Annotated in this window: 30 protein-coding genes and 2 tRNA genes; 13 read left to right on the top strand and 19 right to left on the bottom strand. The window is 64.2% G+C overall.

Annotated features, from left to right (window positions below; genetic code table 11):
- Nucleotides 1-64: 64 nt before the first annotated feature.
- The 7 genes from PL79_RS21100 to PL79_RS21070 all read right to left on the bottom strand — a co-directional run bounded on the left by PL79_RS21100 (nucleotide 65) and on the right by PL79_RS21070 (nucleotide 5,428).
- Complete coding sequence (locus PL79_RS21100) at nucleotides 65-757, bottom strand: amino acid ABC transporter permease (protein WP_044845076.1); 693 nt, start codon at nucleotides 755-757, stop codon at nucleotides 65-67.
- 122 nt (nucleotides 758-879) lie between these two features.
- Nucleotides 880-1,674, bottom strand: coding sequence for a cystine ABC transporter substrate-binding protein (locus tag PL79_RS21095; protein WP_044845075.1), 795 nt, complete (start codon nucleotides 1,672-1,674; stop codon nucleotides 880-882).
- Between the two features lie 102 nt (nucleotides 1,675-1,776).
- Nucleotides 1,777-2,814, bottom strand: coding sequence for a quinone-dependent dihydroorotate dehydrogenase (locus PL79_RS21090; RefSeq protein WP_044845074.1), 1,038 nt, complete (start codon nucleotides 2,812-2,814; stop codon nucleotides 1,777-1,779).
- A gap of 178 nt (nucleotides 2,815-2,992) precedes the next feature.
- Entirely contained in the window at nucleotides 2,993-3,823 is an 831-nt protein-coding gene (locus tag PL79_RS21085) for an arginyltransferase (protein WP_044845073.1), read from the bottom strand.
- Between the two features lie 33 nt (nucleotides 3,824-3,856).
- Nucleotides 3,857-4,621 (bottom strand): leucyl/phenylalanyl-tRNA--protein transferase, encoded by a 765-nt coding sequence (gene aat, locus PL79_RS21080; RefSeq protein ID WP_044845072.1) that lies wholly within the window; start codon nucleotides 4,619-4,621, stop codon nucleotides 3,857-3,859.
- Between the two features lie 12 nt (nucleotides 4,622-4,633).
- Nucleotides 4,634-5,179, bottom strand: a complete 546-nt coding sequence (locus PL79_RS21075; protein WP_040144100.1) for an NUDIX hydrolase — start codon at nucleotides 5,177-5,179, stop codon at nucleotides 4,634-4,636.
- A 172-nt stretch (nucleotides 5,180-5,351) separates the two neighbouring features.
- Nucleotides 5,352-5,428 (bottom strand) — tRNA-Met (locus PL79_RS21070).
- 214 nt (nucleotides 5,429-5,642) lie between these two features.
- Between PL79_RS21070 and PL79_RS21065 the strand changes: the two genes are divergently transcribed.
- Genes PL79_RS21065 through PL79_RS21055 form a run of 3 tightly spaced genes read left to right on the top strand, consistent with a single transcriptional unit; the run spans nucleotide 5,643 to nucleotide 7,662 of the window.
- Nucleotides 5,643-6,140: a heme-degrading domain-containing protein gene (locus PL79_RS21065; protein WP_044845071.1), complete on the top strand. Its 498-nt coding sequence runs from the start codon at nucleotides 5,643-5,645 to the stop codon at nucleotides 6,138-6,140.
- A 3-nt stretch (nucleotides 6,141-6,143) separates the two neighbouring features.
- On the top strand, nucleotides 6,144-6,482 hold the full coding sequence (locus PL79_RS21060) for a DMT family transporter (RefSeq protein ID WP_044845070.1): 339 nt from the start codon (nucleotides 6,144-6,146) through the stop codon (nucleotides 6,480-6,482).
- A gap of 31 nt (nucleotides 6,483-6,513) precedes the next feature.
- The gene (locus tag PL79_RS21055) at nucleotides 6,514-7,662 is read left to right on the top strand and encodes an enoyl-CoA hydratase/isomerase family protein (RefSeq protein ID WP_044845069.1); all 1,149 of its coding nucleotides are present in this window, start codon (nucleotides 6,514-6,516) and stop codon (nucleotides 7,660-7,662) included.
- 117 nt (nucleotides 7,663-7,779) lie between these two features.
- Here the strand turns inward: PL79_RS21055 and PL79_RS21050 are convergent, their stop codons facing one another.
- Nucleotides 7,780-8,208, bottom strand: a complete 429-nt coding sequence (locus tag PL79_RS21050; protein ID WP_044845068.1) for a hypothetical protein — start codon at nucleotides 8,206-8,208, stop codon at nucleotides 7,780-7,782.
- 341 nt (nucleotides 8,209-8,549) lie between these two features.
- Between PL79_RS21050 and ssuD the strand changes: the two genes are divergently transcribed.
- The 9 genes from ssuD (at nucleotide 8,550) to PL79_RS21005 (ending at nucleotide 14,458) form a co-directional block, all read left to right on the top strand.
- Nucleotides 8,550-9,707 (top strand): FMNH2-dependent alkanesulfonate monooxygenase, encoded by a 1,158-nt coding sequence (ssuD, locus tag PL79_RS21045; protein WP_044845067.1) that lies wholly within the window; start codon nucleotides 8,550-8,552, stop codon nucleotides 9,705-9,707.
- Between the two features lie 16 nt (nucleotides 9,708-9,723).
- Nucleotides 9,724-10,536 carry an aliphatic sulfonate ABC transporter permease SsuC gene (gene ssuC / locus PL79_RS21040; RefSeq protein WP_044845066.1) on the top strand — a complete coding sequence of 271 codons (813 nt, stop codon included), beginning with the start codon at nucleotides 9,724-9,726 and terminating at the stop codon, nucleotides 10,534-10,536.
- The gene (locus PL79_RS21035) at nucleotides 10,533-11,492 is read left to right on the top strand and encodes an ATP-binding cassette domain-containing protein (RefSeq protein WP_044845065.1); all 960 of its coding nucleotides are present in this window, start codon (nucleotides 10,533-10,535) and stop codon (nucleotides 11,490-11,492) included. Before ssuC ends, PL79_RS21035 begins: the two co-directional genes overlap by 4 nt.
- A gap of 57 nt (nucleotides 11,493-11,549) precedes the next feature.
- Nucleotides 11,550-11,765 (top strand): TOBE domain-containing protein, encoded by a 216-nt coding sequence (locus tag PL79_RS21030; RefSeq protein ID WP_006400187.1) that lies wholly within the window; start codon nucleotides 11,550-11,552, stop codon nucleotides 11,763-11,765.
- A gap of 141 nt (nucleotides 11,766-11,906) precedes the next feature.
- Complete coding sequence (locus tag PL79_RS21025) at nucleotides 11,907-12,104, top strand: hypothetical protein (RefSeq protein WP_044845064.1); 198 nt, start codon at nucleotides 11,907-11,909, stop codon at nucleotides 12,102-12,104.
- 55 nt (nucleotides 12,105-12,159) lie between these two features.
- The gene (locus PL79_RS21020) at nucleotides 12,160-12,414 is read left to right on the top strand and encodes a hypothetical protein (protein ID WP_044845063.1); all 255 of its coding nucleotides are present in this window, start codon (nucleotides 12,160-12,162) and stop codon (nucleotides 12,412-12,414) included.
- Nucleotides 12,415-12,540: 126 nt separating this feature from the next.
- Nucleotides 12,541-13,527 (top strand): tRNA dihydrouridine(20/20a) synthase DusA, encoded by a 987-nt coding sequence (gene dusA, locus PL79_RS21015; RefSeq protein ID WP_044845062.1) that lies wholly within the window; start codon nucleotides 12,541-12,543, stop codon nucleotides 13,525-13,527.
- 59 nt (nucleotides 13,528-13,586) lie between these two features.
- Nucleotides 13,587-13,662, top strand: a tRNA-His gene (locus tag PL79_RS21010).
- Nucleotides 13,663-14,005: 343 nt separating this feature from the next.
- Nucleotides 14,006-14,458 (top strand): hypothetical protein, encoded by a 453-nt coding sequence (locus tag PL79_RS21005; RefSeq protein WP_044845061.1) that lies wholly within the window; start codon nucleotides 14,006-14,008, stop codon nucleotides 14,456-14,458.
- A gap of 138 nt (nucleotides 14,459-14,596) precedes the next feature.
- Here the strand turns inward: PL79_RS21005 and PL79_RS21000 are convergent, their stop codons facing one another.
- The 10 genes from PL79_RS21000 to PL79_RS20955 form a co-directional block, all read right to left on the bottom strand.
- Nucleotides 14,597-15,331 (bottom strand): hypothetical protein, encoded by a 735-nt coding sequence (locus PL79_RS21000; protein WP_044845060.1) that lies wholly within the window; start codon nucleotides 15,329-15,331, stop codon nucleotides 14,597-14,599.
- Between the two features lie 595 nt (nucleotides 15,332-15,926).
- Complete coding sequence (locus PL79_RS20995) at nucleotides 15,927-16,388, bottom strand: hypothetical protein (RefSeq protein WP_135801106.1); 462 nt, start codon at nucleotides 16,386-16,388, stop codon at nucleotides 15,927-15,929.
- Nucleotides 16,389-16,464: 76 nt separating this feature from the next.
- On the bottom strand, nucleotides 16,465-16,893 hold the full coding sequence (locus PL79_RS20990; protein ID WP_044845058.1) for a single-stranded DNA-binding protein: 429 nt from the start codon (nucleotides 16,891-16,893) through the stop codon (nucleotides 16,465-16,467).
- A 198-nt stretch (nucleotides 16,894-17,091) separates the two neighbouring features.
- Entirely contained in the window at nucleotides 17,092-19,071 is a 1,980-nt protein-coding gene (locus tag PL79_RS20985) for an AAA family ATPase (RefSeq protein ID WP_044845057.1), read from the bottom strand.
- Nucleotides 19,068-19,514, bottom strand: coding sequence for a hypothetical protein (locus PL79_RS20980; protein WP_082088505.1), 447 nt, complete (start codon nucleotides 19,512-19,514; stop codon nucleotides 19,068-19,070). The genes PL79_RS20985 and PL79_RS20980 overlap by 4 nt, the downstream gene beginning before the upstream one ends.
- Nucleotides 19,515-19,727 (bottom strand): hypothetical protein, encoded by a 213-nt coding sequence (locus PL79_RS20975; RefSeq protein WP_044845056.1) that lies wholly within the window; start codon nucleotides 19,725-19,727, stop codon nucleotides 19,515-19,517.
- Between the two features lie 106 nt (nucleotides 19,728-19,833).
- On the bottom strand, nucleotides 19,834-21,696 hold the full coding sequence (locus PL79_RS20970) for a hypothetical protein (RefSeq protein WP_052664648.1): 1,863 nt from the start codon (nucleotides 21,694-21,696) through the stop codon (nucleotides 19,834-19,836).
- Nucleotides 21,697-21,856: 160 nt separating this feature from the next.
- Nucleotides 21,857-22,324: a hypothetical protein gene (locus PL79_RS20965; protein WP_044845055.1), complete on the bottom strand. Its 468-nt coding sequence runs from the start codon at nucleotides 22,322-22,324 to the stop codon at nucleotides 21,857-21,859.
- Between the two features lie 64 nt (nucleotides 22,325-22,388).
- Nucleotides 22,389-22,658, bottom strand: a complete 270-nt coding sequence (locus tag PL79_RS20960) for a hypothetical protein (RefSeq protein ID WP_135801105.1) — start codon at nucleotides 22,656-22,658, stop codon at nucleotides 22,389-22,391.
- Nucleotides 22,659-22,742: 84 nt separating this feature from the next.
- The gene (locus PL79_RS20955; protein ID WP_044845053.1) at nucleotides 22,743-24,116 is read right to left on the bottom strand and encodes a tyrosine-type recombinase/integrase; all 1,374 of its coding nucleotides are present in this window, start codon (nucleotides 24,114-24,116) and stop codon (nucleotides 22,743-22,745) included.
- Between the two features lie 797 nt (nucleotides 24,117-24,913).
- On the opposite strand from PL79_RS20955, the gene PL79_RS20950 reads away from it, so the two are divergent.
- The gene (locus PL79_RS20950) at nucleotides 24,914-25,474 is read left to right on the top strand and encodes a GNAT family N-acetyltransferase (RefSeq protein ID WP_044845052.1); all 561 of its coding nucleotides are present in this window, start codon (nucleotides 24,914-24,916) and stop codon (nucleotides 25,472-25,474) included.
- 19 nt (nucleotides 25,475-25,493) lie between these two features.
- Here the strand turns inward: PL79_RS20950 and PL79_RS20945 are convergent, their stop codons facing one another.
- A complete protein-coding gene (locus PL79_RS20945; RefSeq protein ID WP_044845051.1) occupies nucleotides 25,494-25,958 on the bottom strand; it encodes a plasmid fertility inhibition factor family protein in 465 nt (154 codons plus the stop codon).
- Nucleotides 25,959-26,222: the final 264 nt, after the last annotated feature.

Genomic DNA, 26,222 nt, shown 5'->3' with positions numbered 1-26,222 from the left:
GCGGGAAGGACGGGAAGGCGGGAGCCGGGCGCGCATCCGCGGCCCGGCGGGAGAGGCGACGTGCTCAGTGCCGCGCGGGCAGCGACAGGCGCTTTTCGTACCAGCGCTGGACCCATTCGAGGATCTGGCACAGCACCCAGTAGATCGCGGCGGCGGCCAGATACAGCGGCAACGGCTGGTAGGTCGCCGCGATCACTTCCTGCGCGCTGCGCAGCAGTTCGGTCACGGTGATGACGGACACGAGCGACGTGTCCTTGATCAGGCTGATCAGGCTGTTAGACAGGCTCGGCACCGCGATGCGCAGCGCCTGCGGGCCGATCACGTAGCGCAGCGTCTGCCCCCACGACAGCCCGAGGCTGTAGGCGGCCAGCCATTGGCCGCGCGCGATCCCGTTGATCGCGCCGCGCATGCTTTCGGACATGTAAGCGGCGACGTTCGCGGAGAGCGCGATCACGCCGGCCGGCGTCGGGTCGAGCGAGATGCCGAGGCTCGGCAGTCCGTAATAGATGACGAAGATCTGCACGAGCAGCGGCGTGCCGCGCATCAGGCTCACGTAGGCGCGCGCGAGCCCAGCGAGCGCGTTGACCCAGATGCGTTCGAAGCCGTCGAGCGGTTCGCTTTGCCGGATGCCCATCATCGCGAGCACGACGGCGCCGAGCAGGCCGAACACCATCGACAGCACGGCGAACTTGACGGTCAGTACGGCACCCTGGGCGAGCACCGGCAGCGATTGGACGAGCAGGGACGTTGTCGACATGGAATACGAATCGAATGCGTGCGCGAAAGCGCAATCATAAACCGGACCGATAAAACAAAGGGCGGCATCGTTTCGGATGCCGCCCTTTCCGGCCCGCCGTCAGGCGGGAAGCAGAGGCGTGCTTACTTGACCGGCTTCGTCACGTCGATGCCGAACCACTTGTCCGAGATCTTCGTGAACGTGCCGTCGGCCTCGAGTTGCGCCATCGCGTCGTCGATCGCCTTCTGGAACTTCGGGTTGCCCTTCTTGAACGGGATGCCCGACGGATTCGCCGAGCCGACGTTCGCGCCCGGGCGCAGCGGCAGTTGCGAGTTCTTCGTCAGGTACGCGAGCATCAGGCGGTCGTTGAGTGCCGCGTCGAGACGGCCGGCCGCGAGGTCGCGCAGGTACTCGGGCGCGCCCGGGTACGTCTTCACGTCGATGCCGGGCACCGACTTCGCCATGTCCATGTAGTTCGTGCCGAGCGCGACGCCGAGCTTCTTGCCCTTCAGGTCGTCGAGCGACTTGAACTGGCGCGTGTCGTCCTTGCGCTGGATCAGCTGGGCGGACGAATAGGTGTACGCGGGCGAGAAGTCGAGCGTTTCCTTGCGCTTGTCGGTGATGCCGACCTGGTTCGCGATCACGTCGAACTTGCCGGCCTGCAGGCCCGCGATGATGCCGCTCCATTCGGTCGTGACGAACTCGGCCTTTACGCCGAGCTTCGCGGCGACGGCATTCGCGATGTCGACGTCGAAGCCGACGAGTTCGCCTTGCGGGTTCTTCGAGTTGAACGGCGGGAACGTGCCTTCGAGGCCGACGCGCAGCGTGCCGCGTTGTTTCACCTGGTCGAGGAGGTCGGCCGCCTGCGCGGTGGCGGCGGCGAACGACGTACCGATCAGGCCGGCGACCAGCAGCTTCTTCAGCAGCGAAATTTTCATCGTGTGAGCTTCCTTGCCCCAACGGGGCGCTTGATTCTGACTGTGGGGTCGATCATAGCAAAAATACAATCGACCGTTAAATATCGTTTGTTTATGGCTATATTACGCGGCGCGTTCGCGCGCGATCGCCTTCACGCACTCGGCGACGAGCGCGGGGCCGCGATAGATGAAGCCCGTGTACAGCTGGACGAGCGACGCGCCGGCCGCGAGCTTCGCGCGCGCGTCCTCGCCCGAGAAGATGCCGCCGACGCCGATGATCGGCACCGCGCTGCCGACTTCCGCATGCAGCTTGCGGATCACTTCGTTGGACGCATCGAACACCGGACGGCCCGACAGGCCGCCGGCTTCGTCCGCGTGCGGCAGGCCTTGCACGGCCGCACGCGACAGCGTCGTGTTGGTGGCGATGACCGCCTCGATCTTGTGGCGCAGCAGCGTGTCGGCGATTTCCTTGACCTGTTCGTCGTCGAGATCGGGCGCGATCTTCAGCGCGAGCGGCACGAGCTTGCCGTGCAGGTCGGCGAGGCGTTGCTGCTTGTCCTTCAGCGCGGCGAGCAGCGCGTCGAGTTCGCCCGCGCCCTGCAGCTGGCGCAGGTTCTTCGTGTTCGGCGACGAAATGTTGATCGTCACGTAGCTTGCGAACGGATACACGCGCTCGAGGCAGTAGAGATAGTCTTCCGCGGCGCGTTCGATCGGCGTGTCGGCGTTCTTGCCGATGTTCAGGCCGAGGATGCCGCGATAGCGGGCCGCCTGGACGTTCTTCACGAACTGATCGACGCCGTGGTTGTTGAAGCCCATCCGGTTGATCAGCGCTTCCGCCTGCGGCAGGCGGAACATCCGCGGGCGCGGATTGCCCGGCTGCGGGCGCGGCGTGACCGTGCCGACCTCGATGAAGCCGAAGCCGAGCGCCGCGAGGCCGTCGATGGCCGCACCGTCCTTGTCGAGGCCGGCGGCGAGGCCGACCGGGTTGCGGAACGTGAGCCCCATCACGGTGCGCGGCGCATCGGGCACGCGGGCCGACAGCGCGCAGGCGAGGCCCGTGCGGCCGGCCGCGCCGAGCGCGCGCAGCGTGAGGTGGTGAGCGTCTTCCGCATCCATCTTGAACAGGGATGCGCGGGCCAGCGGATAGAGGGAACTGAACACGGGAATTGGGCGGACGGCCGGAATGAATGACAACCCGCTATTTTACCGGGAGTTGCGCGGCAGGGGCGGGCTTCGCTTCGCATGCGCGGCCGGTGGCACCGCTTGTGCCGCGCGGCAACGCGTGCAAGGGCCGCAAGGTGCCCGTTGCAGGCGCGCCGCCGCGCCGCGGGATGGCCCGTCAGCCCGACCCGGAATGTCCGCCCGGCAGCGGCGCGCGGGCGAGTGCCGCGTCGACCGGCGGCAGGTCGATGCGATCCGGATCGAGTATTTTCCAGCGGCCGTCGAGCAACCCTTCGAGCGGATGGAAGTTGGCCTTGTAGGCCATCTTCGGGCTCTCGCGGATCCAGTAGCCGAGATACACGTACGGCAGGCCGAGGCTCTTCGCCTGCTCGATCTGCCACAGGATGTTGTACGTGCCGTAGCTCGTGTGCTGCTCGTCCGGCTCGAAGAACGTATAGACCGACGACAGTCCGTCGCCGAGGATGTCGATCATGCTGACCATGCGCAGCTTGCCGGGCTCGCCGCCCGGCGCGTCGAGGTCGCGGAATTCGACGAGGCGCGAATTGATCCGGCTCTGCAGCAGGAACTGCTCGTACTGGTCGCGGCTGTCGCGATCCATGCCGCCGCCCGCGTGGCGCGCCGACTGGTAGCGCATGTAGAGCGCGTAGTGCTCCTCGTCGTAGTGCAGCGGCGAGACCGTCGCGACGAGCGCGCGGTGCCGCTTCCACATCCGGCGCTGGGTGCGCGACGGCGTGAACGCGCCGACCGGCACGCGCACCGGCACGCAGGCACGGCAGCCGTCGCAGTACGGGCGATAGGTGAACACGCCCGAGCGCCGGAAGCCGGCCTTCACGAGTTCGGTATAGATGTCGGAATTGATCAGGTGGCTCGGCGTCGCGACTTGCGAGCGCGCGACGCGGCCGTCCAGATAGCTGCACGGATAGGGCGCCGTTGCATAGAATTGCAGCGCCGAAAGCGGTGAAAGCGGCAGCTCAGTCGGGTGAGTCATGGGCAGCTCTCGATGCAGGGAGGGAGTGCCGCGCTAGCGCTCGATCCCGGAGGGGGCGGCCGGTTCGGCAGGGCTCGTCAGCATGGCGAGCACACGCTTGTCGAACTGCCACGGAATCGGCGGTTCGGCTACCGCGCGGCGCACGTGAGCGACAAAGGCCTTGCGTGCGATCTCGCGGCCACCGAGCGACGCTAGATGCGACGTATTCTGCTGGCAGTCTATCATCTCCAGCCCCTGCTCGCGAAGGTGGGCGACGAGCGTCGCGAGCGCGATCTTCGACGCATCGGTGACATCCGCATACATCGATTCGCCGAAAAACATCCGCCCGAACGCGACGCCGTAGAGCCCGCCCACGCGTCGCCCGTCGTGCCACGCCTCGATGCTGTGCGCGTTGCCGGAACGGTAGAGCGACGAATACGCGTCGATGATCTCGGCCGTGATCCAGGTACCGCGCTGCCCGCGGCGCGGCGCTTGCGCACATGCGCGCATCACGCCCGGAAAGTCATGGTCGACGCGCACTTCCCACGCGGGGTCGCGCAGCACGCGCTTGAGCGTCTTGCGCAGCGACGGGGACACCTTGAATTCGGCCGGCGCGAGGATCATCCGCGGGTCGGGGCTCCACCACAGCACGGGCTGGCCGTCCGAATACCACGGGAAGATGCCGCGCAGGTAGGCCTCGATCAGGCGGGACGGCAGCAGGTCGGCGCTCGCGGCGAGCAGCCCCGGCGCGCCGGTCGCGGGGCCGAGCGCGCGTTCGACGGGCGGGAACGGATCGTCCGGGCCGAGCCAGGGGACCATGGGGTGCCGGGCTCAGCCGTTGCGCAGCGAGCGGAAGATATCGCCGGTATGGACGCCGTAGTCGCCGGCGGCGCGATCGGCGAAGAAGAAGCGCAGCGTCTGGCTGACGGTCGGGAACGCGATCTCGTCCCACGGGATGTCGGCTTCGTCGAACAGCTTGACCTCGAGGCTTTCCTCGCCGGCCTCGTAAGCCGGATCGACGAGCCGCGCCAGATAGAACAGATGGACCTGGTGCACGTGCGGCACGTTGAGCAGCGTGAACAGGTTCTGAACCTCGACGCGTGCGCCGGCTTCCTCGAGCGTTTCGCGCGCGGCGGCCTCGGCCGTCGTCTCGCCCATTTCCATGAAGCCTGCCGGCAGCGTCCAGAAACCGTAGCGCGGTTCGATCGCGCGGCGGCACAGCAGCACCTGATCGCCCCAGACCGGCACCGTGCCGACCACGTTGCGCGGATTCTGGTAATGGATCGTGCCGCAGTGATCGCAAATGAAGCGCTCGCGGTTGTCGCCCGGAGGAATGCGCGCGATGACTTCGTGACCGCAGACGGAGCAGAATTTCATGTCGAGTGGAAGGGACGAGGTGATGCGAGTGTATCACCGGGGCGGGGCATTCTCGAACGCGAGCGCATGTGCGCGGCGTGCGGCGCGAAGCGCAACGTGCGAGGCGCGCAATCGCGCGCCGGAAAACAAAAAGCCCGGCGTGGAGCCGGGCTTTTTGCATGAATCGGGACGTTGGTTGCGGGGGTAGGATTTGAACCTACGACCTTCGGGTTATGAGCCCGACGAGCTGCCAGACTGCTCCACCCCGCGTCCGTCGAAGAAATGAATTATATGGACTAACCCGAATGCTTGCAAGCACTTTCTGACAATCGCGTTTCAGTCGCCGGCGGGACGCCGGCAGGGCCGGTACGGCAGGCGCGTGCGCTAGAATCGAGCGGTTTGCTTGTGTCGTTCACGCCTGCAGCGGCGTCGCGCGCGATCGCGTCGGTGCCGTTGCAACACTCACTACTGCATCGACGGATTCATGGACATCGCTCACGATCTGCAATCGATCGGCGCGCAGGAACAGGCGCTCGTGTTTCCCCATTTCGACCCGGCTCGCGCCTGGGCGCTCGGCAACCGGATGCATGCGCTCGCGACGTCGCGCGGCCATGCGATCGCGATCGACATCGTCACGTTCGGCCAGCCGCTGTTCTATGCGGCGCTCGCCGGCGCGACGCCCGACAACGCCGACTGGGTACGCCGCAAGCGCAACGTCGTCGCGCACTTCCGCCGCAGTTCGTATGCAATCGGCCTGCGCATGCAGCAGGCCGGCGCCACGCTCGCCGACAAGCACGGGCTGCCGATCTCCGACTATTCGCCGCACGGCGGCGCGTTTCCGCTGACCGTCGCGGGGGCCGGCGTGATCGGCTCGATCACCGCATCGGGGCTGCCGCAGCGCGCGGATCACGAGTTCGTCGTCGAAGCCCTGTGCGCCGAGCTCGGGCAGGACTATGCCGTGCTGGCACTTGCAAGGAGCTGAGCGATGCAGATTCCGGGTTACGCATGGCTCGCGATCGCGATCGTCGCGGAAGTGGTCGGCACGTCCGCGCTGCGCGCGGCGGACGGCTTCACGCGCTTCTGGCCGTCGGCGCTCGTCGTGGCCGGTTACGGCATCGCGTTCTACTGTCTGTCGCTCACGCTGCGCACGATGCCCGTCGGCATCATCTATGCGGTGTGGTCGGGGGCCGGCATCGTGCTGATCACGCTCGTCGCGATGCTGCTCTATCGCCAGGTGCCGGACCTGCCGGCCGTGATCGGCCTCGGGCTGATCGTCTCGGGCGTCGTGGTGCTGAACCTGTTCTCGAAGATGCAGGCGCACTGAGCGTGCGCCCGCGATACGCCGGATGGCTCACATGACCGATTCCACTGTCGCTTCCGCCGAAGCCGCCCAGCCCGACGTGCGCGCGTACGTCGCGAACCGCGTCGGCTATCTCGAACTGAACCGGCCGAAGGCGCTGAATGCGCTGTCGGTGGGGATGATCCGACTGATGCAGCAAGCGCTCGATGCATGGCGCGACGACGCGGAGGTGGCGGCTGTCGTCGTGCACAGCCCGCATCCGCGCGCGTTCTGCGCGGGCGGCGACGTGCGCTTCTTCCACGCTGCGTGGCAGCGCGGCGATCGCGATGCAGTCGACACGTTCTTCATCGAGGAATACACGCTCAACCATACGATCTTCACCTATCCGAAACCGTACATCGCGTTGATGCACGGCGTCGTGATGGGCGGCGGCATGGGCATTTCGCAGGCGGCGCGGCATACGGGCGGCCTGCGTGTGGTCACCGATTCGACGAAGATGGCGATGCCCGAAACGCGCATCGGCCTGTTCCCGGACGTCGGGATGAGCTGGTTCCTCGCGCGCACGCCGGGCGCGCTCGGCCGCTATCTCGCGGTGACCGGCGCGACGCTCGACGCGGCCGGCGCACTGTATGCGCAGCTCGCCGACGTGTACCTGCCCGACGCCGCGCTGCCGGCGCTGCTCGATACGCTGCACGGCGCGCGGATCGACAGCGGCGCGCAGGCCGTCGCGTGCGTGGCCGACGCGGCTGCCGCGCACAAGGTCGTGCCGACGCCCGACACGTCGGCGCTGGCCGACGCGCGCGCCGGGATCGACCGGCATTTCGCGCAGCCCGATATCGGCGCGATCCTGGCGTCGCTCGACGCCGAGCAGGATTGCGCCGCAGTCGACGGATGGGTCGAGAAGGCGACCCACGCGATGCGCAGCCAGCTGTCGCCGCTGTCGATGGCCGTGTCGCTCGAAGTCGTCGAGCGCGCGCGCGGCGCGACGATGGCCGATTGCCTGCGGCGCGATCTCGACCTCACGCGTTCGACGTTCGCGCACGGCGACGTGATCGAAGGCGTGCGCGCGCTGATCGTCGACAAGGATCAACAGCCGGTCTGGCGTTTCAAGTCGACGGCCGATATCGACCGGGCCGACGTGCTCGCGATGTTCGACAGCCCGTGGACGCCCGACACGCATCCGCTGCGCAACCTGAAGGACTGACGCGCGCGGTATCGAAGCGAAAAGCAAAAAGGCCGCTTGCATGTGCAGGCGGCCTTTGCGTTTGCGGATGCCGATCCGGCTCGGCGGCAGGGCCGGGGCCTCGCCGCAAGCCGCGCGTCATTCGTCGCCGGCGTCGTCCGACATGAACGCGCGCATGAACACCAGCGCACCGAAACCCCACACCGCGTTTGCCGCGAAACCGGCGGCGAGCACCGGCATCATGTTGCCCGACGGCCAGATCCCGCGCAGCGGATCGATCGCGAACACGCGGGCGGCCGTCAGCACGATGCCGCCGAACACCAGCGCGCCGATCCACGGCGCTTCGCGCTCCGGCGACACGCGCAGCAGCCACGCCATCGGGATCGCGCAGCACGCGCTGATCAGCGCGTTCGCGACAAATTCAGGAATGCCGAGCGGCGCGAACGGTTGCGTGGAGAACCCGGCTGCGGCGATCAGGTCGGCCGTATGCAGCAGCGCGAGCGTCGCTTCGCGAAAGAAGAGGGCGGCCAGGAAGCCGGACAGGAACGGCAGGATGACTTTCTGCATCGATGAGCGTATTGCAGGCGCGGCCGGCCGGGGCCGGCCGCGCGAAGTTGTTCGGATAGGTGCGTCATTATAGGGCCCGGCCGATACGATATTCGCTGGAGCGTCGTGCTAATCACGAAAGCGGAAAACCTAAGCTCAAAAAAATCGTTCCAAAGCCCTGCACCGATCCATAGACTGATTTCCCAGAAACAGCCGTGCAATCGCGTACTCGTCCGCGGCACGGCCTGACCGGCGAGCCATCCCGATTCGAATGCACACCATGCATGCGTCGCTGATTCGCGACGCGAGCAGGGCTTCGTTTTATCCAGATTCCGGCAAGGACAGTCAAGCAGGAGCAGCAGATGAATGTTTTCTGGTTTATTCCCACGCACGGCGACAGCCGTTATCTCGGCACCGCCGAAGGCGCGCGCGCCGCGGATTACGATTATTTCAAGCAGATCGCCGTCGCGGCCGACACGCTCGGCTACGAAGGCGTGCTGCTGCCGACCGGCCGTTCCTGCGAGGATGCGTGGGTCGTTGCGTCGAGCCTGATTCCGGCGACGCAGCGTCTGAAGTTCCTGGTCGCCGTGCGTCCCGGCATCGCATCGCCCGGTCTCGCGGCGCGGATGGCCGCGACGTTCGACCGCCTGTCGGGCGGCCGCCTGCTGATCAACGTCGTGACGGGCGGCGATGCCGCCGAACTCGAAGGCGACGGGCTGTTCGCGGATCACGATACGCGCTACGAAATCACCGACGACTTCCTGAACATCTGGCGCGGACTGCTGTCCGCCTCGCACGATAACGGCGGCTTCGACTACATCGGCAAGCACCTTCAGTCGAAGGGCGGCAAGGCGCTGTATCCGCCCGTGCAGCGCCCGCATCCGCCGCTGTGGTTCGGCGGATCGTCGCCGGCCGCGCACGCGATCGCCGCGGATCACATCGACACCTACCTGACCTGGGGCGAGCCGCCCGAGGCCGTCGCGAAGAAGATCGCCGACATCCGCGCCCGCGCCGAGGCGCGCGGCCGCAAGATCAAGTTCGGCATCCGCCTGCACGTGATCGTGCGCGAGACCGAGGACGAGGCGTGGCGCGATGCCGACCGCCTGATCAGCCGTCTCGACGACGAGACGATCGCCCGCGCGCAGCAGGCATTCGCGAACATGGATTCGGAAGGCCAGCGCCGGATGGCCGCGCTGCACGGCGGCAAGCGCGGCGGCCGCGAGGCGCTCGAGGTGTATCCGAACCTGTGGGCCGGTGTCGGTCTCGTGCGCGGCGGCGCGGGTACCGCGCTCGTCGGCAACCCCGAGCAGGTCGCGGAACGCATGCGCGAATACGCGGATCTCGGCATCGAGACGTTCATCCTGTCCGGCTATCCGCACCTCGAGGAGTCGTACCGCTTCGCCGAGCTCGTGTTCCCGCTGATCAAGGGCAAGGGCGCGGCGCGTCCGTCCGGCCCGCTGTCGGGGCCGTTCGGCGAGATCGTCGGCAACAACTACCTGCCGAAGGCGAGCCAGAGCTGAACGAAGGAGGCCTGCGATGACAACGAAAACGTCGACGACGGGTGCCGCCGTGGCCGCCCGCGCCTGGCGCGGCATCGCGCCGTGGCTCGTGCCGCTCGCGCTGCTGGCCGCATGGGAGGTCGGCGCGCGCGTCGGCTGGCTGTCGACCCGCGTGCTGCCCGAGCCGCTGGCGGTCGTGCGTGCCGCGTGGTCGCTCGTGACGTCGGGCGAGATGTGGGCGAACGTGAAGGTCAGTACCTGGCGCGCGCTGTTCGGCTTCGCGATCGGCGGCGGCGTGGGTCTCGCGCTCGGGCTCGCGACCGGCCTGTCGAAAGCGGCGGAGGTCGCGCTCGATTCGACGATCCAGATGATCCGCAACATCCCCGCGCTCGCGATGATTCCGCTCGTGATCCTGTGGTTCGGCATCGACGAGAAGGCGAAGCTGTTCCTCGTTTCGCTCGGCGTGTTCTTCCCGGTTTACATCAATACGTATCACGGGATCCGCTCGGTCGACGCGAACCTGATCGAGATGGCGAAGAGCTATGGCGTGCGCGGTTTCGCGCTGTATCGCGACGTGATCCTGCCCGGCGCATTGCCTTCGATTCTCGTCGGCGTGCGCTTCGCGCTCGGGCTGATGTGGGTGATGCTGATCGTCGCGGAAACGATCTCCGCGCAATCGGGCATCGGCTACATGACGATGAACGCGCGCGAATTCCTGCAAACCGATGTGGTGGTGGTCGGCATCCTGCTGTATGCGGTGCTCGGCAAGCTGGCCGATGTGCTGGCGAAATGGATCGAGCGCGTGACGCTGCGCTGGCACCCCGCTTATCAATCAGGAGCAAAGGCATGAATGCGACGACTTCGGCGGCCGCCTACGGCCCGCTCGCCGGCGCAGACCTCGAGGCCGAACTGGTACAGGCACGCGTGACGGACGACGACGCACGCGATGCGGCGATTCTCGATCGTGACGGCGGTGCATCCGTCGTTCCGCTCGCGCGGCGGCGCGCGGGCAGCCCGGCAGCCGACGACGCGGTGACGCTGTCGGGCGTCAGCAAGCGCTTCGGCACGCGCACCGTGCTCGACAACGTCGAACTCGGCATCGCGCGCGGCAGCTTCGTCGCGATCGTCGGCCGCAGCGGCTGCGGAAAATCCACGCTGCTGCGTCTCGTCGCGGGGCTCGAGGCGCCGAGCAGCGGTGCGCTCGTGACGCGCGGCGAGGGTGGCGGCACGCTCGACACCCGGATCATGTACCAGGATGCGCGACTGCTGCCGTGGAAGACCGTGCTGCAGAACGTGATGCTGGGCCTGGGCCGCGGGGCACGCGATCAGGCGCGCGCGGTGCTCGACGAAGTCGGGCTGCTCGAGCGCGCGAATGACTGGCCCGCCCAGTTGTCGGGCGGCCAGCGGCAGCGCGTCGCGCTCGCCCGCGCGCTCGTGCACCGGCCGCAATTGCTGCTGCTCGACGAGCCGCTCGGTGCGCTCGACGCGCTGACCCGCATCGAGATGCATGCGCTGATCGAGCGCTTGTGGCGCGAGCATCGGTTCACCGCGCTGCTCGTCACGCACGACGTGCAGGAAGCCGTCGCGCTCGGCGACCGGATCCTGCTGATCGAGCAAGGGCGCGTCGCCCTCGATCAGTCCGTTCCGCTCGACCGGCCGCGTGCGCGCGCGTCGGCCGCATTCGCGGCGCTGGAAGACCGTGTGCTGCAACGCGTACTCGCCGGCGGGCCGGGCGCGGGCGAGCAGGGTGCGGTGCCTGAGGTGGAGCACGTACGACCGGTCGGGCAGATTCGCTGGGCCGTTTAAATCCGGGCGGCACCGGCCGCCCGTTCTCAGACTTTTTTCTTCGGAGCGATCAACCCGATGAGCATCACTGCAATCAACGTGCGTAACCAGTTCAAAGGCAAGGTGAAGGAGATCATTCGCGGGCCCGTGGTGTCCGAGGTCGACGTCGAGACGCCGTTCGGCATCGTCACGTCGGTGATCACGACGCGTTCGGTCGACGAACTCGAACTGAAGGTCGGCGCGGAAGTCGTCGCGCTCGTGAAATCCACCGAGGTGTCGATCGCGCGCCTTTGAGCGCGTTTCCGGTGCAGGGCGCCGCGGGCGGGCCGTCTGGCCGTTCGCGGCGCCCTTGTTTCATGGTCGAGCGTTTGCCTCGGTATTCGGCGTCAGGACGAAGTGCTAGGATGGAACGACACCGACGCCGGAGGCCAACGCATGACCCCCATCCTTTCTCCCGAAGCCATCGTGGCGCTGAAGTGGATCGACCAGTTCGGCGACAGCCGGCCGGTCCCTGCCGCGTTCGACGACGTCGTCTATGCGTTGCTGAACGAAGGGCTGATCTATCAGGCGGCGGCCGACCGTGTCGACCTGACCGCCGATGGCAAATCCGTTTTGTCCAACGAATACGATTGAGCGCACGGCGCCGGCCGCCGCGGCGGCCTGGCGCCGTGTCGCCACGGAGCGAGCGATGGAACCGAGAGGCAGCGATCTCGGCGATTTCAGCGAGCCGTACCGCGGCTACGAGATCGAGGTGAAGACCGAGCAGGTGTGGGACGGCGAGCATGCGCACTACCGCGTGCTGCAGGGCTCGGCCGTGCGGATCGACTGGCGGCTCGTGAAAGTCGACGGGATGCTGCTGACCGAACGGCGCGTGATCGAGCGCGTACTTGACGAGGCGCGGCGGGCCGTCGACGCCGAACTGGGCGACGGCGGGCCGGTCTAGGCAGGCTGCCGGGCCGGCCTGGTCGCGTTGCGGTAAAATGTCGGGTTGTTTCCCGCGCCGCTTGCTGCCCCGAATTCCATGTCCGTACCGTCCTCGCTTCCTCCCCGCCGCGTTTCCGTGGCGCCCATGCTCGACTGGACCGACCGTCATTGCCGGTCGTTCCATCGCACGCTGACGCGCGACACGTGGCTGTATACGGAAATGATCACGACGGGCGCGCTGCTGTTCGGCGACGCCCAGCGGCATCTCGCGTTCACGCCGAACGAATCGCCGGTCGCGCTGCAACTGGGCGGCAGCGAACGGGACGATCTCGCGCGCGCCGCGAAACTCGGCGAGCAGTGGGGCTACGACGAGATCAACCTGAATTGCGGCTGTCCGTCCGAGCGCGTGCAGCGCGGTGCGTTCGGCGCGTGCCTGATGAACGAGCCGCAACTCGTTGCCGACTGCGTGAAGGCGATGCGCGATGCGGTGTCGGTGCCGGTCACGGTCAAGCACCGGATCGGTGTCGACGCGGTCGAGGATTATGCGTTCGTGCGGGACTTCGTCGGCACGGTGGCGGAGGCCGGCTGCGAAACGTTCGTGGTGCACGCGCGCAATGCGATCCTGAAGGGGCTGTCGCCGAAGGAGAACCGCGAGATCCCGCCGCTCAAGTACGACTATGCGTATCAACTGAAGCGCGATTTCCCGTCGCTGGAGATCGTGATCAACGGCGGGATCAAGACGCTCGACGAAGTCGCGCAGCATCTCGAGCACGTGGACGGCGTGATGCTCGGCCGCGAGGCTTATCACAACCCGTATGTGCTCGCGGGTGTCGATGCGCGCTTCTACGGCTCGACTGCGGCGGTGCCGACGCGCGAAGAGGCCGAGGCGAAACTGATCGAATACTGCGCGGCGGAACTGAAGCGCGGCACGTATCTCGGCGCGATCGTGCGGCATGCTCTCGGGCTCTATCGTGGCGTCGCGGGTGCGCGCGGCTGGCGTCGTGTGCTGTCCGACAACAAGAAGCTCGCGCGCGGCGATCTGGCCGTGTTCGACGAGGCGCGCACGCATCTGAACGACGCCGAAGAAATTTTTGAAAAAAATGCTTTGCAAGACGGAAAAGTCTTCGTATAATCTTGTTCTTCGCTGCTGAACACGAAACGAAACAGCGAAGAAACAAAGCAGTATCAGTGGTGGCTGTAGCTCAGTTGGTAGAGTCCAGGATTGTGATTCCTGTTGTCGTGGGTTCGAGTCCCATCAGCCACCCCAACAAATTCAAGCACTTAGCCCAGTCATTGCGACTGGGCTTTTTGCTTTCTGGCGTCCGTGTAGGCACCATGTAGGCATTTCCGGTCAATTCGGATGAGCGCCCCCCTCGGCCTGGCTCTCCCATCCCTGTCGTTGCGCGTGCACCCATGAGCAGTCGACGTTGTGGAGCAATATGCGGCTCTTTCACATTTCCAGCCATCAATTCAAGGTCGGCAACGTCGGACAGTTTCGCGTGCCCGCATGACTCTTCTCTAACGTCGGAGAGTTCGCCCATGCTATCGACGCAACCCGCTCGCCATCCGCTACCATCCCCGTAAAACACGAATGACGCGAAGGGGCCAACATGGGCGGCTGGACTCGTATTTGGGTGGTCTTGACGGTGGCAGCGGGCGCGTTGGCTGGCTGGGTGTACGTGGACAACGTCCGCTACGCTGAGCAGCGCGCCAATACCGATTACGAGAACGCGCTCAACCTCTACGACAATTGCCGGCGTGAATCAGTCGCTCCAAAGGCCGCACCGGCAGACAGTTCACCGTTTGACGAATACCTCGCGCAGCAACCAGCAGGCGCGAATCAGGTTGACCCGTTTGCAGGACTCTGCGCGGGCACCGATGGGCCTCGGGAGCAGTTTGCTCAGAAACAGGCTCAACAGCGCGCCGATGCGGTAGCAACGGCAAAGCGTGCCGCCTTTGGGGCGTCGGTTTCGATAGTTGGCTGGGTGAGCGGAACAGTCGGCGCGCTCTTCCTCGCGGTCGGATGGGTTCGCCGCGGGTTCCGCAACAAGAAGCAGGGCTGACCGATACGCCCCAGCGTGCGGCATTCATCTGGCGCGCACCGGCCTCATTCTCTCCATCGTCAGCAAGACGCGGATTCACTTGCACGCGAGGCGCGCTCGCGGCAGAGAGGTGGACCCGAAAGCCCACCGCTCCATCGGTCAACTTTTGGCGCCGATGAAAATGAAGCCATTCGTTCTCGACGAATTGACACCTGCCGCGATTAGCTGCGTACCGGAGACCACGGCCTCAAATCCAAGCGACGTGCCCGCGCCTAGCTGACACGAAGCGTCATTGAACGTGACGGTGCCATCGAACACGGCCTTCCCGGTGGCGCGCGGCGCGACCGAGCCGCTGAACGTGCAGGTTCCACTGGTCCCCGTGAAAGAGCCGGACGACGTGACGGTCAAGCTCGTGGCGACGGTTGTGCCACTGGAGTGTCCTGACCAGGTGCCGACGGCCTGTGAGAGCGTGGCGGGCGTGTCATACGCCGTGTTGTAGTTGCCGCTGAACGTCACCGAGTTGTTCGATTCGCTGACCGTGCCGTTGATGGACTGCTTCGTAGTGACGGAGCCGGTAATGGAGGCGGGAATTACACCAACGCCAATCGCAAAGTCCAACGATGACTTATCGGTGATTGTGTTGCCGCTTGTCGAGAAGGTGCCTTCGAACATCCCGTCCACAACGCCGTTGGTCGAATACACTGCGAAATATTGCCCCGTTTCGAGCACGAGAGCGGAGACGTTCCGGCCGTTGCTTGTGGTTCCCTGCCAGAAGCCCTGCGAGTCCTGATTCTGGACCGGCGCGGACGTGCTGCCACTTCCTCCGCCATCGCCACCGCCGCACGCTGCCAAAAAGGTAGTCACGGCCACCCCAATCGCGGTTCTGATTTTCATAGCGTCCCCATTTTTAATTAACTGCCAGAGCGGCAGTAATTCATACTAGGAAAAAACTAGAAAATCAGATGCTGGAATCTGCGGGTTCTGCAAGAAAACACAAGCCTGGGTCTCACGCGCACGCGCGCGTATCGCTTCGCGAATTCGGGTAGCAGCGGGTAGCTTCCCGTAGCGGGCCGTAAGTTCGGCGCCAATTTCAGCCATTTCCTTTTGGCGCTGCCACGGTATCGACCGGTTTTTTACCGATAACTTACCGTGGCCGTCCATGCGCCTCGCGCGCGCACGCGCGTATTGGTCCGAATACTCGAGGCCTTTTTATGGACTCAAGAAATGCATGCCCCTCGCGCGCGCACGTATTGGTCCGAGAATGATTCCGTCCCGTCGTGCCAACCAGATGATTCTGCAAGCATTTTGCAGGCTGACTCTGTCTGGCGTTTGATTTCCTTTGATTGATTTCAAAGCATTCGCTGTTTGGCTGTTTTTTGGCTGTTACCAGCTAAACGCGCCGCCTGTTTTTCGGCTGTTGAAGCAGACAGCGCGCCGCCTGTTTTTGGTCTGTTCTCAGTCAAGGCAATCGGGCCATCTTCCCGCCCTATTAGGCGGAGGGCAATATCGTGAAGCTGTCGGTATGGCCGCTTCGTATCAGGTTCGCGGGTGCCGATGATGCTACCCATTGCGTTGCGCTGAATTTGGGCATGACAACGCTGACGCCCGTCGTGTTGTTGATGGCCATTATGTTCCCGGACCAATATGCCGATGCAGCCGAAGTCGTCAGAACCGTGTGCGGCGTTGCGTCCTGTACCAGCGAAACCAGAGCAATGTCAAAAAACGGTGTCGATGCCGGGAAATTCACGAAGACGAGAGATCCGCTGCCTTGACCCGTCAAGGCTCCATCGAAGCGTCCGGTCTTGCCGAACAAATCGCTGAAGCTGACCGGTGCGCCGCTCTTACCGGCCAGCGCGAGCACCCCTGAATCGAGCAGCGAGAGCGGCAAGGTGCGGCCAAGTTCGGTTGCGATTTGCGACATGGACATCGGGGGCGATGCGGGGAGCGTCATCAGAGTTCTCCTTACTATCGTGTAAGCGCGAAAAGCGCTCGGGTTTTCACTATTTCTCTCTACTTTAGAGGCGGTGTTACAGGTCATCCTGCATGTCGTCAGGCCCGTTGCCATACATCTGCTTCGCCTGGTCGGCGCCGTTCGCCGGTCGGCGGCCGGTACGCTCGGTTCCGTTACCGTCGCCCTGCACGGCGGCGCGCTTGCGCTTCACGTGATAGGCGGTCAGCACCGCGTGCGCCACCATGTCGAGCGCCGGCTTTGCGTTACCGTGCTTGTCGGTCCATACCTTCGGCGTCAGGGAACCGGCCAGTGCCACGGAATCGCCGTCATTGAGCGCGAGTAGGGCAGATTGCGCGTCGTCCGCGAACGCAATCACGTTCACGAACAGCGCTTCGCCGTCGCCCACGGCAGCGCGCACCTTGGCGGTCACAAACTGCGTGCCGCTTTGACCCGTCCGGCTTGCCGCCGTCCCGTACAGCTTCCCACTTACCAGACCGTCAATCATCTTTCACCTCCAGTAGGCAGCTATCGTCGCCCAAGTTATCGATACACGTCCGCGCTAGTGCGGATCCTTCGCGGTTTTGATTCCCGAAATGTCCCGTTTTGTCCCGTTTCGGGAGTTTCTGGGTCCCGTTTTCTCCCGCTCCGTATATATAGATACGGGCGGGAACGGGACGGACTCCGGGATGGGCGGGAAGGTGGGTTACTTGCGCCATAGCCAGCCGTCCTTGGAGCCATAGATTCCGTTCGCTACAAGGCCGGTCACGGCCGCCCTGGCACGCTCGTTTCGCTTTCGTGGCTCGCAGGTCAGGCTTGACGCCACCAACCGGACAGCCGCCTCGATTTCGATGCAAGGGTGCGTCGGTGGCGCGTCGCCTTTACCGAAGTCCTGGGACTGGCGCAGAGGTTCGGCGAGGGCGTCTAATGCGATGCGCTGGTTGCCACCTTGCGGAAGCTTCACGCGCGCTACCTCCTTGGTGCTCTCGTCGGGCTCGACAACGCACGAGGTAACCGGTTCGCCGTGCTCGTCGTCGCCCAGTTCCACCACGCGCAGAGCGAACGCATTGCGCCCACCGTCGGCGTCGTCCTTGCTCTTGGCAACGCTCCATTCCCGGCGCCCGTCATTGCGTGAAACCTCGATGGCGGCGTCGAGCGCGGCATACAGGCTGCTATGACCGCGGAGCCCCTTCGTGCCATCCTTGCCGGTGTGATGGACGAGCAGCACCACGCCGCCGAGCCGGCGCTGCGCTTCCTTGCACGCCTCAATGAGATGACCCATGTCGACGCTGGAGTTCTCGTCAGTGCCTGGCGCTGCACGGTTCAGCGTGTCGATGACGAGCAGCCCGTCGCGGCCACCCGCCGACAGTACCGCCGCGCACAGGTCGGCAACGTCTTCGGACTGCCGCAGGTCGAGCGGCTGAGTGACGAACCGGAGGCGCCCCGGCAGATTGAGTTGCTTGCGGATGCTCCATGCCTTCGCCCGCTTGCCAAGGCCGGCTTCGCCTTCGAGACATACGTAGGTAACGGGAACTGCGCTCGAGCGCCGCCCGAACCAATCAGCGCCCGCCGCGACAGCCGCGCAGAGGTCGAGCACCAGAAATGATTTCCCGGAACCCGACGGGCCATAGACGGCAGCGAACCCAGAGGCGGGCAATACGCCCTGAACCAGCCAGCGAAGCGGCGGCGCGGTGAGCAAGTCGTCGGCCGATTGGAGCCGATACCGCATCGGCGGTGTCTTGGCGGCGCGGAGAAGATCCGCCAGTGCGTCGATGCCGTGCTCGGCCTCGTAGTCGTTCGCGTCATAGTTCGCCGGCTTGTCGGAGGGCATTTCGACCCACGCGCCGGTAAGTTCGCGTGCGATGGCTTCGGCGTCCGCCTCTTTGCCGCGGTCCGGCACGATGACGATGCGCGCCGCCGGAAACCGCTTGTGCAGCACCTTCGCGATGGGGCGAGTGCGGCCAGAGCCGAACGTAACCATCGCGGCGGCGTGGTAGTCGGCCTTGGCGCAAGCCCATGCTTGGCCGATGCCCTCACATACGTATAGCGTTCCATCCGGTGTAATGTCGCCGACCATGAACAAGCCATCGTTGAACGACGCGCCTGGTGCGTTGAGCTTCTTCCCGGCACCCGGCGGCGGAACGAATTGGACCGTGCAGAGCATGCCGTCGAACGAGCGAACCGGCACCGCCAGCCAGCCGGCGACGCGTTGGCCGCCTATGGTGAGCGTGTCGTCTTTCGGTACCACGCGTAGGCCGTCCGGCGTGCCGCGTTTCGCAACGATGTAGGGATGGTCGGCGCTTGCGGCCGGATAGCTGTCGAACGTCGCGGCCAGGTCGGTGCGCGGCTTCCGGGGCGTGTCGACGTTCGTCGGCTTCGCGACCGGTACGCGCGCCGCCGGCGTGACGTTGCGCGGGTGCATATCACGCCAGCCGGCATCCATCGCCATTCTGAACAGCGTTGCCGGACCAATACCGCCATCCTGCTTAAAGCTCTTCCAGGCGGACTTTGCGTCACGTTCGCCAGCGAAATTGGCGCCGGTCGCTGACCACTCGAGGAAATCAGCCTCGGACAGGCCGGCTGCCTTCGCTGCCATGCCGGCGCTCACCCACTCACTGCGCGGGCACCCGGCATCGAGCGAGAACAGGGCGTCACGTGCGCGCGCGGCGTCGTGACCATTCATCATGCGGCACCTCGCATGTCACGCCGTGCATTGATGCGAGCGGCCAGGGCTTTCACCTCGTCGGCATTCGCACGTCGCTTGCTGACGGCGGCTTGCACCCGGTCAATCCATCCACGTGCGCCAGCGGCAAACGCGGCCTCACGGGATTCGTCACTGAGCCAGTAGCGCGTTACCCACGAGATGCGGCCGTCGTTCGTGCCGTCTGCAATTTCACGGCGTTCGATGGTCCAACCGTATTTGCCTTCAAGGTAATGTACCCATGCGGCGGCTCTCGTTGTCGATTGGCGAAACACGGCCTCCATACCTGTCAGTGCATTGCCTTCCAGCAGTTCAGCCAGAAACGACGCTGTGACGGTATTGACGCGTGTAGGCAGGGCTCCGTTAGAATTGCGATGTTCGTTCGCGCTCGATTCGGCTTTGCTGGATTGGGCGTTTTTCTTTTCCATTTACGCCTCCGCGCGCATCAGCCGCTCGACCGCATCCACCGGCCACGCGAGAAAGCGATTCGGCAGTTTGACAGGTCTCACGCCGTGATAGGAGCCGGTCTCCATATAGCGCTTGCGGATGCTCTGCGGGCGCAGAGACAGCGCCGACGCGAGTTCTTCGGTCGTGATGAATTGGCGGGCCGCTGGCGCCGCCGTAACTTGCTGCGTGGTCATGTGTATCACCTTCCCGCCGGGTGGCGTTGAATTGAGGTGATACGGATTTTTTGGCGTGTCTTTGCGTTATCCGATAGGCGCGCGCCTTAGCGCGCCTTGGCGCGCATTAGCGAGTGTTCGCGCGCCTCAGGCGGTCGGTGAGGTTCTTCTTTGTGAAGAATTTGACGGTCCCATTATCGTCCCACTTGACGCCCTCGGCCTCGGCATAGCCCAGCAACGGAGCCGGCCGGTTGTTCTCCTGCGCCAATTTCGAGAGCGCCGCCCAAACCGAATGGGTATCGCTCGGGTTTGCCGCCAAGGACTTTGCCTTATCGATGACTGCCTTAAGCGGATTGCTGCGCGTTCCAAGGGAGTGTTTCGTGGAGTTGACAGCACGCGCGCTGTTAAATCGGCTATCTAGTTCTTCTTGCAATGTCGGTGGCGCCTCAACTGGAAAGCGATAAGTCACCCGCCATTCGGGATGCGCGTCGAGCAGCTTATTGACGTCGGCGACGTTCACACGGTCATAGAACGTGCGGAGATTCTTCGGAACCGCATAGGGCAGGAAGTCCCCGAGGTCGCGAGGGTTCTTCAATGGCAGCGCGCCGCCCCTGATTTCGGTCACGAGCGTGGACTCCCAGCGCGCCGCCTCGGTGCGTGTCTCCTTGGAGAGGATCCCGACCACATCATCAATCAGGCGCCGGCCCGCGGCTTCCATCTCGGCCTGCTCGTGATTTGCCTGCGCGGTTGGGCTCAGGCGCATTGGTATCCTCTCGCGCGCCAACCACTCATCGATGCTGTACTCGTTCAGCAGCATCTCACCATCTTTTCGCCGCTCGTTCGGAACTAACTCGTCTTTCTGCATGGCGTCTTCCATGCGCGCAATCAGCGAGGTCTTCAGCGCGTACTCGGCGATGTAATCGTTCGGGTGAGCCAACTTGGCAAGAATGTCCGCAGCGTCCGCGACCGTATAGCGGCGAACGGAGTGACACAAGGAAGCCAGCACCCTTTGTGCGTCGTCGGCAGAAAGCGACCAGGCAGCCGGGGAAGCTGAAATCTCATGGACTTCTGGCGCTTCGGCTTCGATAGGACCGTGCAAAGCGATTTGTTTGGCTCGAGCCATTTCGGCCATCTGCGGGATAACGCCGGGAATGCCTTCCGGAGGCCATCCCCGTACATGCAAGGCGATTTCGATTGTGCGGCGCAGTCCGTCCCGCTCGTCAAGGCCGTGAGCGTGATTGATGCCTTGGTCGGCACGCTGTACTGCAATCATCCACGCCAGGTCTTCAACAGTGATTCGCTCTGCGGGTAGGCCTACGCCCTCCGCCGCATGGGCGTCCTCGGCTTTACGAACGAGCCATGCGTCATTCGCGAACGCAACGAACGACTCACGCTCAAAGTACAAGTTGCTGAATGGCTCGAACCGCTCGCGCACTGGGATGCCGGATGGCATAGGCAGCATGTCACGCCCGCGCGGTTGCAGTACGCCCTGACGCGCCGCCCCTTCGACGGACTGGCGCAATACTTCGGCGCTTGCCTCGCGGATGGCGTCGTTCTCTTCGGGAGCCAGGTCGGGACCGTCCTGGTATTTCGCGCGGACGAGCGCTTCAATGTATTTCTCACAGTCGATGGCCGGCGCATCACCATCCTCCAGAGAAAAATTCCGCCACCGGTTGTCACGGGTATCAACCCGGTCCGCAGCATGCGGCCCTTGGCGCGGCTCGCCTATCTCTGGAATGGGTAGCTCTGCAATACTCAGCAGTTCAGGCGGCAAGTCCGGCCACTCTTTGCACTGGCTCGCCCAAAACACAAATTCAAATCGCCTGATTTCCCCATTTCGCACCCTCAGGTGTTCGGACTTTGCCTTGATGGCACCTTGCAACTCGCGCAACCATTGCGCGTAGCGCGTGCGCTTATGTTCGGGAACAGGCTGGTCCGGGTCGATGTCCAGCGACAGGCAGATTGCCTGTTCGGGCGTCCAGAACTCCATGTCCGGGTCTGCCCAGTGGGGCCAATTCGGTTTTGCCATCCGCACACCTTCACGTGCGAACCTTCAATTTGGGAGCCCCTGCCAGGCCGGTGAAGGTGTCCGGCTCTTCGCTCCGTCGAGCTAGGCAGGAGCAAACCACGATGCTACAGCCAACGCACCATCAATAGCGGTCGTCGTTCGCCGCAGCTTGCACATCGAACCGTCGCATCTGCCACCCGCGGATCTGCACCAGCGCTCGTGCCCATTGCGCCGGGGAGAGGACGCGCCAGCCTGGTTCGGGGCGGGGCCACAAGCGCTTCACGCGGAAAGCCATGATGTCCGACCAGTTGGGGTTCGCTGGATTTGCCGCGTCGGATGGTGTGTATAGCGCGACATAGGCAGGTACGTCGGCAAGCTGCGCCAGATGCTGTATCACTCCGGCCGGTTTCTCCTGCCCGATGTCGCGAGCCACTTCAACCAATGCCAATGGAATCTTGGCGCCGTTGTCGTACTCCGTGAACAGCACCGAATCGAGGTCAACCATCGTCAGCGATTCGGCTTGGGTCGCCTGCAAATATCGGCGAATCGAAGGAGCGCGGTGCCATGCGCCATATGCACGGTCGCGCGTTTCGTATTGTTCGAGCCTCATGGTCGGCCCCTTGGCAAGTTACTGGGCGCGCGCAATGCACGCGAGAAGCATAGTCAACCGCGTATCACGGCCGCCCCGGCAGTTTTATTTCGCACAGGATGTCCGAGATTTTGATGATGTGCTGCGCTACGGCACAAAGGTCCTCGTAAAGCTTTTGAGGTCCTGCGTTGACTTCGCATTGCGGCTTCCGGTGGTTCTCGTTCGCCACAAGACGTAAAACCGGAGCGAGGGGTTGACCGGCAATCGGACGCGTACGCCGCCGGCCCTTCGCCCGGTGAACGGTTGGAAGCTGAGCGACGTCGGCGGGGCGCGACGTAGAATTGAGCTTAGCCATGATACGGACCTCCCTGATAGGTCGTGTTATGGTCAGGCGGCGCGAAGTGTTCCAGCACCCGCGCCGCCGCTTTGCCTGATACCGTCAGGCCGCGGTAATTGCCTTTAGTCCCGGCCTCTCCGGTTCCGGCGTGAATTCAACGCCGGCTTCATCGAGGATCCACGCCTCCAGCTTGTCGTGCCACATGCGCAGCAGGTCCAGTGGGCGCACGTTGTAGTGACGTTCCGCAATGGCAGACGGCTTGTGACCCATGATTTGCGCTTTGATGCCAGACGGGACTTCCGTCCATTCGGCAAGGCTCGAAAACGACCGCCGCAGTCCGTGCAGAGTCACCGGCGCGATGCCGGCAATCTCGCAAACACGATGCAGCGCGCGATTCGGCGATGCGAGCCGGCCATCACCTGAAGTCTTGCTGGCGAATACCCAGTCTGACGGTTGCCACGTTTCGCCTTTCGCCTCAAGGCTACGCATCTGCCGGACGTTCGGCGGCGTGTCGTTGATGCGCTTCAGCTCGAGCAGCACACTGGCGAAATATGGCGTCAGGGGGATAACCCGACCCGTCTCAGTTTCCACTTTGTCTTTCAGTTGCAGGCTGCGCCACCGGAAATCCACGTCATCCCAGCGCAATTCGGCCAGTTCCTCGCGGCGCGCGCCCGTCAGCAGCAGGCCAATCAAATACGCCTCCATGACTGGGTTGCTGAGCTGGCGGACAGCACCGAACCAAGCGGCCAGTTGCTCGCGCTGAATGGAATCGGTCTTGGCGGCCTGCTTTGGCAGGGCATCTTTCGAAAGGCGAGTGGCAACGGCCTGCGGGTCGATGAGCCCCCGATATTCGGCCCTCGACTCGCACCACGTTGCGAAGATGCGCAGCAGGTTGAAGGCCAGCCTGACACGAGCTGGACGTTGGGTGGCTTCATCCGCCAGCCATTCGCCCATGCGCTCGGCGCTCAGGTCCGATAGCTTCAGTGGCATCAGCGCTGCGAGCGGGCCCGGTTCGGTTAGTCCCTTGCCGCGCTTCTTCGGCTGACCGCCAGCGCTGGCGAGCGTTACATGGTCGCGGTAATGCAACTCGCTCCACTTCGGGCGGCGAGCCTCGATATACACCTTCCAGGCTTCCGCCAACGTTACGTCCTTGCGGCGAGCCTCCACCTTTCGGGCCTCATGGGCGGCGCGCTGCTCGGCTACCTGCTCGCGCGGGTCTTTCCCGTCATCGATTACCGTTTTCAGGCGTGCTGCCTCAGTACGGGCCTTGCCAAGCGTCCATGCACGTGAGTCGCCGATGGTGATGCGAACTGTCTTGCCGAACAGGCGGGATTCGTAGATGTATGAACGCGCGCCCGCGGGCGTCACGCGCAGGCCGAGCCCTGGAGCCTTCGCGTCCCAGTAAATCGTCTGCGTCTTGCCTGGCACTGCTTCGAACGAGGCTACGCGCTCCGCAGTGAAATTGACCTTTGCCATTACCTGTTCCTGTTGGGGCCAAATCTATGTAGGCACCGTGTAGGCAAAGTATAGGTCAATCAATCAACGTAGTTCAACAGGAATATGTAGGCAATTTTCGCTGGATAGCCCGAAAAGTCTAGGATTCAGTGAATCTCGTAAATCTAGGTCAACATCAGGGAATCTCGTCTTAAGAGGATTGTGATTCCTGTTGTCGTGGGTTCGAGTCCCATCAGCCACCCCAAAATTCTCAAACAAAACAGGCGCTTCGGCGCCTGTTTTGTTTTGTGCGGAAAATTCGATGCGAGTGCATCGATTCGAGCCGCGCCATTTCCAGAGCGTTCTGCTCGCCATTCATCCATTTCGCGTCAGCCGACGAAAGCCGTTTCGATATTGAGACTGCGCGCCGAGTCACGTCACTCGCGCGTGGCCGATCCATCAAGCGGCCGCTGCTCATGAGCCCGCGAAGCGAAGCGGCGACCGGCTTCGCTCATCGTCTCGCAGATTGGCGGATTAAACCAATGACTTGGCACGAGCCGCCAATGCTTAATAGTCTTACATTCATGTAATGTATCGATTCCTCGTGCCCTTAGCTTTGCAGGGCCGTTCGGTCCCGACGCCCCGGAAGGCGTCGGGACATTTTTTTTGGCGGCGCTGCTGTCGAGGAACTGGAGAAAGCGGCAGGCGTCACGGTGAACTACGCGATTACCACGGCATGACGCGCACTGCCGCCCGCGATTCCCTATGCAACCCGCCGCTGAAACGTCGCGATTGCTACACTTTCCCTGCCTCCATCGCACAACGAGAGCGACCCTCGCATGCCGGAAAACCGCACCATCACGCTGCGCAACGCGACACCACACGACGCGGAACACATCGCTCGCTTGCACACGCTGAGCTGGCAGAACGCCTATAGCCATATCCTGCCGGCGGCCTATCTCGCCGATGAGGTGCCGACGGAGCACGCGACGCGGTGGCGAAACTATTTCGACCGCGCCGAAGCGGAGTGGGGCCTCGTGCTGATCGCCGAGTCCGACGGGGCTCCGGTCGGTTTCGTCAGCGCCGAAAGGCCGGTCGATCCGGCGCGCGGCGTCCTGCTCGATTGCCTTCATGTGCATCCCGCGCATCACGGAAGCGGTACCGGCAAGCGCATGATCGAAGCCGTTCGCGCATGGGCCCGCCATATCGGCGAGGACAAGGTTCATCTTTCGGTACTCGACGGCAACGTTCGCGCGATCGGCTTCTACGAGCATAACGGCTGGCGGTTGGCAGGCGTCGAAACCAGCTTCATCGGCCGCACGGAGGTCGCCGACCGGATCTACGTGATCGATGCCGGCACCGAACCCCAAGGCTGCACGCTGCACGACCGATGCCGCTGAAGATGAAGCGGCGCGTCCGCTACTCGCCGCAATACCGCACGAGCAAATCTGCCTCCGTTTCATGCACCTCGACAGGCAGGCTCGTTGCCCCTGCAAATGCCAGATAGCGCGCGCGATGCTGACCGTTCCGGAACGACGCGATGCCGACTTTCGACAGGCCCGGAAGGCCAAGCAGCGTCCGCGTTCTCGTCTCGCGAAACGTGATGAACGGCATGTCGGGAATCCGGGCTTCGGCCGGATCGAGGAAATCGCGGATGCCGGCGGCCTTGCCGGGCGCCCAGTATTGAACCGACGGCAGCACATAGTCGGTCGTGTCGCGATCGGCGCACGCGAGCAGCTTCGCCAGGTCGACCGTCACGACGCGATGCCGCGAGTCGTCGGACGCGAATACCCGTTTGAGATGTGTATAGGCATAGGCGGGGTGTCCCGGAAGCTGGATGATCCAGACATCGACGCCGTCATGTTGTGCCCGAGCGACTGTCATTGTTTCCCGAGGTGGGGCAAGCGTTTTTTGTGGCGGGAGTGTAGCAGCGCGGCTGCGACCGCGGAGCAGGCGGATACCCGGAATCGAGCCGGCGGCATCATGCGCAAAAGAACGCGGCGCGGAATCGATCACATAACGGGTATCGGTTACTGGACGGGTGCGGCCATGCATTTTCAGTCGCGGTCGACAGCTTGTGAGAATATCGCGATACTGCGTGTCTGCATGACGCGCGGTCCGGAATTCACACAAGATTCACGCGGCGCG

The sequence above is a fragment of the Burkholderia sp. USMB20 genome (assembly GCF_000949135.2).
Classification (GTDB): Bacteria; Pseudomonadota; Gammaproteobacteria; order Burkholderiales; family Burkholderiaceae; genus Burkholderia.
This window is presented reverse-complemented; position numbering and strand designations above follow the sequence as displayed.